The following is a 6,128-nucleotide window of genomic DNA, read 5'->3' on the forward strand; positions in this document are numbered from 1 at the left end:
GCGTGAAGCCGCCGCCCTGCCCCCCTTCTACCTGCTCGCCGATCCGGCGCTGATCGCCTCCCGGGCGCGCCTGCTCGGCCTCTCGCTGCCGATCGCCGAAGCCACCCCGGCACAAGCGGCGCAGGTCTTTGCCCGCGCCTTGCCGATCGTTCCGCTGGCTGCAGGCTGCATCGACAGCCCCGGCCAGCCGGATCCGGCCAATGCGGCCGCCACGATCGAGGCCATCGACCGCGCCGTCGCCGATTGCCTTGCCGGCGAAGCCTCGGCCGTGGTCACCTGCCCCATCGCCAAGAAGCCGCTCTACGATGCCGGCTTTCGCTTTCCCGGCCACACCGAATATCTGGCGCATCTGGCGGCTCGGCACAGCGGCGTCGAGGCGATGCCGGTGATGATGCTGGCAGGACCCGACCTGCGCACCGTTCCCGTCACCATCCACATAGCGCTGGCCGAGGTGCCGAAGGCACTGACCACCGAACTGATCGTCGCCACCGCGCGCATCACCGCTGCCGACCTTGCCGGCCGCTTCGGCATCGCCAGGCCACGGCTGGCGATTGCCGGGCTCAATCCACATGCCGGCGAAGGCGGCGCCATGGGCCTCGAGGACGAGCGGATCGTGCGCCCGGCGGTCGACATCCTGCGCGCCGAAGGCATCGACGCTTTCGGCCCTTTGCCGGCCGACACGTTGTTCCATGTCCGGGCGCGGGCTGGTTACGACGCGGCCCTTTGCATGTATCACGACCAGGCGCTTATCCCGGCCAAGGCGCTGGCTTTCGACGAGGCGGTCAATGTCACGCTCGGCCTGCCCTTCATCCGCACCTCGCCCGACCACGGCACGGCCTTCGACATCGCCGGCAAGGGTGTGGCGCGGCCCGACAGCCTGATAGCGGCGCTGAAGCTTGCCCGGCGGCTGGCCGACACGAACACCAAGGCGGTTGCCGCATGAGATCTCGGGCATGAGCATCGACGGGCTGCCGCCGTTGCGCGAGGTGATCGAGCGTCATGGGCTGCAGGCGAAGAAGGCGCTCGGCCAGAATTTCCTGCTCGACCTCAACCTCACCGGCAAGATCGCCCGCACCGCCGGCGACTTGTCCGATGCAACCGTCATCGAGGTCGGCCCCGGTCCCGGCGGGCTGACCCGCGCCTTGCTTGCCAACGGAGCGCGCCAGGTGATCGCCATAGAGCGCGACGAACGTTGCCTGGCTGCTCTTGCCGAAGTGTCCGACCACTATCCCGGCCGGCTGGAGGTTGTTTCGGGCGATGCGCTGAAGACGGATTTCACGGGCCTTGCCGGTCGAGCGACCGGCAATGGCGGCCCGGTCAAGATCGTGGCCAACCTGCCCTACAACATCGGCACGGAGCTGCTGGTGCGCTGGTTGACCGTCAGCGACTGGCCGCCTTTCTACACCTCGATGACTTTGATGTTCCAGCGCGAGGTGGCCGAGCGCATCGTCGCTCCCGCCGGCAGCGACAGCTATGGCCGGCTGGGGGTCCTTGCCGGCTGGCGGACGGAGGCGAGGATCGCCTTCGACGTACCGCCACAGGCATTCACGCCGCCGCCAAAGGTCACCTCCTCGGTGGTGCATCTGGTGCCGCGCCTGACGCCCCTGCCCACCGAGGTGAAGAAACTCGGCCGCGTCACAGAAGCCGCCTTCGGCCAACGTCGCAAGATGCTGCGGCAGAGCGTGAAGAGCCTCGGCGGCGAGGCCCTGCTCGACCGCGCCGGCATCGATCCGACACGCCGCGCCGAGACGCTCAGCGTCGAGGAGTTTGTAAGGTTGACAAACGCGGTGTAAGAAGCTGCCGGTCTGCCCCCTCGTGGGGGAGATTGGCGCTTCACCGCCTCAGCCCGTCTTCTCGTCCAACAGTCCCGAGACGAAATCGAACAGGCCTGGCCGGCGGTCGCGTCTCAGCCGCTCGGCGACGACGATGCCGCGCACTTCGGCGAAGGCGCGGTCGAGGTCGTCATTGACGATGACGAAATCATATTCCTTCCAGTGCTCGATCTCGTTGCGGGCGTTTTTCAACCGCGTTTCGATCACCGCTTCCTGGTCTTCGGCGCGGCGCTTCAGCCGTGCCTTCAACTCCTTCATCGACGGCGGCAGGATGAAGATCGAGACGATGTCGGCGCGCATCTTCTCCTTGAGCTGCTGGGCGCCCTGCCAGTCGATGTCGAACAGCATGTCGCGCCCTTCAGACAGCGCCAGTTCGGCAGGCTCGCGCGGTGTCGCATAGCAATTGCCATGCACCTCGGCCCACTCCAGCAGCGCGTCTGAATCACGAAGCCGCTCGAATTCGCGCATCGTCCGGAAATGATAGTGGACGCCTTCGATCTCGCTGCCGCGGCGCGGCCTGGTGGTGACCGAGACCGACAGTTCGAGGCTGGAATCGCTTTCCAGAAGATTGCGCGCGATCGTCGACTTGCCGGCGCCGGACGGCGACGACAGGACGAGCATCAGGCCCCGGCGGCGAATGCGGGACCCCAAATCCTTGGCAACCATCGGCTACTCCAGATTCTGGATCTGTTCACGAAACTGGTCGACCACCGCCTTCAGGTCCAGCCCGATCGCGGTGATGGCGGCGGCATTCGACTTGGAACACAGCGTATTCGATTCGCGGTTAAATTCCTGTGCCAGAAAATCGAGCTTGCGACCGACCGCGCCGCCGCCCACCAGCAGTGCCCGGCCGGATGCGACATGCGTTTTCAGCCGGTCGATCTCTTCGCGAATATCGGCCTTGGTGGCCAGGAACGCGGCCTCCATGTGCAGTCGGGTGGCATCCAAATTGGCGGAAGCGTCCATCAGCAGCCTGACCTGCTCGGCGATGCGTTCCCGGATCACCGCGGTCTCGCGGGATGGATCCACTTCTGCCCGCAGCGTCAGCGCCTCGATTGTGTCGATATGACCCGACAGCAGCAAAGCCAGCGCGGCCCCTTCGCCCTGCCGTGCCTGTTCAAGCCCGTTCAAGGCCACTTCGAGCGCGGCCATGATCGCGGCATCGAGCGCGGCCCTCGCCTCCTCGGTTTCGACAGTTTCGGGAATGTCGAGCACGCCGCGCAGCGACAGCAGTCCATCCGAGGTCGCCGCAGCAACGCCGAACTGCTCCTGCAGCCGCTTGGCGAGCCCGGCCAGGTCCTTCAGGAAGGCTTCGTTGACGACCGGCTGCGCCTGCGCGCCGACGGCACGGCCGATGGTCAGCGTCGCCTGAAAATTGCCGCGTGCGAAACGTTTCTGAAGTATCTGCCGGACAGCCGGTTCCAACCGCTCGAAGCCTTGCGGCAGCCGCAGCCGTACTTCGACGCTCTTGCCGTTGACGGACTTGACCTCCCAGGCGATCGAAGTGCCTTCGTGCTCGGCGACGGCGCGTGCAAAACCGGTCATGCTCTGCAAATTCATATCGCCCCACACGTCCCTGGCACATTGCCCCGAACCGGCTTTCCGGACAGAGCAAGTGCTGCTTGAAAATGACTGCGCCGCAGGCGCGTCGAAATCGGACGCGCCGCGCTCTTGCAAATGTCAGGGCGTCGCCTGTCGGGCAACGCCTTTCTTCATTCTACTGGGCAGCGCCCGCGTCACCGCCGCTGTCGTCGGCACCGTCAGCCGGCGCACTGTCGGCCGGCCCACCGTCCGCCGGCTTGACGGCATCGCTGTCGCCGCCGCCGGTCGTCTTGGCGGCTTTGGCGACGTCATCCGCCTGCTTCTTCTGCAGAGCGCGATAGCGGGCGACATTCTCGTTGTGCTCGTCCAGCGTCGCGGCAAAGACGTGCCCACCGGTGCCGTCGGCGACGAAATAGAGGTCGTCGGTCTTCGATGGGTTGGCCACCGCCTCCAGCGCTGCACGACCCGGATTGGCGATCGGCGTCGGCGGCAAGCCGTTGATCACATAGGTGTTGTAGGGGGTCTGTTTCTGGATATCCGACTGGTAGATCGGCCGGTCCGCCGGCTTTCCCTTGCCGCCGAACAACCCGTAGATGATGGTCGGATCGGATTGCAGGCGCATGCCCTTGGCAAGCCGGTTCAGGAAGACGGCGGCAACCCGTGAACGCTCGTCACCCTTGCCCGTCTCTTTCTCGACAATCGAAGCCAGCGTGACGAACTCTTCGACGTTGGCCAGCGGCAGGTCCGGCGCGCGCCGCTGCCAGACATCGTCAACCAGTTTCTTCTGATCCGCAAGCAGCTTGTCGACCATCTGCTGGCGTGTCGCGCCGCGCGTGAAGCGCAGCGTGTCGGTGGCGAGGCTGCCCTCCGGCGGCGTGGTTGCCGGCATGTCGCCGCTCAAGGCAGTCTCCTCGGCGATGCGCTGCAGTGCCTGGTCGACAGTCAGTCCTTCAGGGATGGTCAGCGAATACATCACCGACTTGCCGCTCTTCAGAAGCTCCATGATATCGCGCATGGAAGCCCTGGGCTTGATCTCGTACTCGCCGGCTTTCAGCGCCGAATCATTGCCGAAGGCGCGCACGCCAAGGCGGAATACCCGGGCATCGCTGATCAGCCCGCGGCGTTCGAGCTGGTCGGCGATATCCTGGACGCCGGTGTTCGGCTTGACCAGGAAGGTATCGCCATTAGCGGAGGGTCCGGGCTCGGTGAATTCCTGCTTGCCGAAATAGACCGCGACGCCGGCCGCCAGAACCACCAGCATCACCGAGGAGATGACGAAGTTCATGAACACGACGACCTGGCTGCGTGACGCACGCGAGCGCTTCGGCGGCGGCGTGCCGGCCTCTGGCCGCAACGCCTCGCTGGCCGTTTTCGGCACGATCGGTCCGGATGTTGCCGACCGTTGCCCGAATTCTCCGTTGCCTGCCGGATTTGTGTTCATTTCGCCCTACCGTTTGATCGCCCAACGAATCCCCAGCGGCAGAGTAGAGGCGAATATGGCAAAATTGACGGCACGCCAAAGCGTCGCCCGGCAGCCGGACGATCAGCCATTGTAGCGCTGGAAGACCAGCGACGCATTGGTCCCGCCAAAGCCGAACGAATTGGACAGCGCCACGTCGATCTGGCGGGCACGCGGCTTGTTCGGCACCAGGTCGATCGCGGTTTCGCGTTCGGGGTTGTCGAGGTTGATGGTCGGCGGCGCGACATTGTCCCTGATGGCAAGGATCGAGAAGATCGCTTCGGCGGCACCGGCCGCCCCAAGCAGATGGCCGATCGACGACTTGGTCGACGACATCGAAATCTTCGATGCGGCATTGCCGACAAGCCGCTCGACAGCGCCGAGCTCGATCGTGTCGGCCATGGTCGAGGTGCCGTGCGCGTTGATGTAGTCGACGTCGGCAGGCGTAAGCTTGGCCCGGTTGAGTGCCGCCGTCATGCAACGGAAGGCACCATCGCCATCCTCGGCGGGCGCCGTGATGTGATGCGCGTCGCCGGTGAGACCATAACCCGTCACCTCGGCATAGATCTTGGCGCCGCGCGCTTTGGCATGTTCGAGCTCCTCGAGCACGACAACGCCGGCGCCCTCGCCCATGACGAAGCCGTCGCGGTCGCGATCATAGGGGCGCGACGCCGTTTGCGGCGAATCATTGCGTTCCGTCGACAGTGCCCGGCATGCGGCGAACCCGGCGATCGACAGCCGCGTCACCGGCGCTTCGGCGCCACCGGCGACCATCACGTCGGCATCGCCCCACATGATCAGCCGGGCAGCATCGCCAATGGCGTGCGCGCCGGTCGAACAGGCCGTGACGACGGCATGGTTCGGGCCTTTCAGCCCGTGCCGGATCGAAACCTGCCCGGAGACGAGATTGATGATCTGGCCCGGGATGAAGAAGGGGCTGATGCGGCGCGGGCCGCGTTCCTTGAGGATCATCGCGTTCTCGGCGATGCCCTCGATGCCGCCGATGCCGGAGCCGATCAGGACGCCGGTGGCGCATTGCTCTTCATGCGTCTTGGGTTCCCAGCCGGAATCCTTCAGCGCCTCGTCGGCGGCGGCAATCCCGTACAGGATGAAGTCGCCGATCTTGCGCAATTCCTTCGGCTCGAGCACGGCCTCGGGATTGAAGGTGGCATTGCTGCCGTCACCACGCGGAATGACGTGGGCGATCTTGCAAGCAAGGTCCTCCACCTCGAACTCGGTGATGCGCTTGGCAGCGCTGCGGCCGGTCAGAAGCTCCTTCCAGCTGGGCTCAAAGC

Annotated in this window: 6 protein-coding genes; 2 read left to right on the forward strand and 4 right to left on the reverse strand. The window is 65.5% G+C overall.

The features are described 5' to 3' along the window. Both pdxA and rsmA read left to right on the forward strand, forming a co-directional pair. On the forward strand, positions 1-943 hold a 943-nt coding region (pdxA, locus tag EN914_RS20600), incomplete at its 5' end, for a 4-hydroxythreonine-4-phosphate dehydrogenase PdxA (protein WP_127389227.1). A 10-nt stretch (positions 944-953) separates the two neighbouring features. Next, positions 954-1,793 carry a 16S rRNA (adenine(1518)-N(6)/adenine(1519)-N(6))-dimethyltransferase RsmA gene (gene rsmA / locus EN914_RS20605; RefSeq protein WP_024504315.1) on the forward strand — a complete coding sequence of 280 codons (840 nt, stop codon included), beginning with the start codon at positions 954-956 and terminating at the stop codon, positions 1,791-1,793. A 48-nt stretch (positions 1,794-1,841) separates the two neighbouring features. On the opposite strand, the gene gmk is transcribed toward rsmA, so the two are convergent. The 4 genes from gmk to fabF all read right to left on the reverse strand — a co-directional run. Further along, positions 1,842-2,498, reverse strand: coding sequence for a guanylate kinase (gene gmk / locus EN914_RS20610; RefSeq protein WP_013532512.1), 657 nt, complete (start codon positions 2,496-2,498; stop codon positions 1,842-1,844). 3 nt (positions 2,499-2,501) lie between these two features. Further along, positions 2,502-3,392 (reverse strand): YicC/YloC family endoribonuclease, encoded by an 891-nt coding sequence (locus EN914_RS20615; RefSeq protein ID WP_013532513.1) that lies wholly within the window; start codon positions 3,390-3,392, stop codon positions 2,502-2,504. Positions 3,393-3,549: 157 nt separating this feature from the next. Beyond that, complete coding sequence (gene mltG / locus EN914_RS20620; protein ID WP_024504316.1) at positions 3,550-4,815, reverse strand: endolytic transglycosylase MltG; 1,266 nt, start codon at positions 4,813-4,815, stop codon at positions 3,550-3,552. A 102-nt stretch (positions 4,816-4,917) separates the two neighbouring features. Then, a partial coding sequence (gene fabF, locus EN914_RS20625; protein ID WP_127389228.1) for a beta-ketoacyl-ACP synthase II occupies positions 4,918-6,128 on the reverse strand: 1,211 nt, incomplete at its 5' end.

The sequence above is a fragment of the Mesorhizobium sp. M7A.F.Ca.CA.001.08.2.1 genome, assembly GCF_003998455.1.
Lineage (GTDB): Bacteria > Pseudomonadota > Alphaproteobacteria > Rhizobiales > Rhizobiaceae > Mesorhizobium > Mesorhizobium ciceri.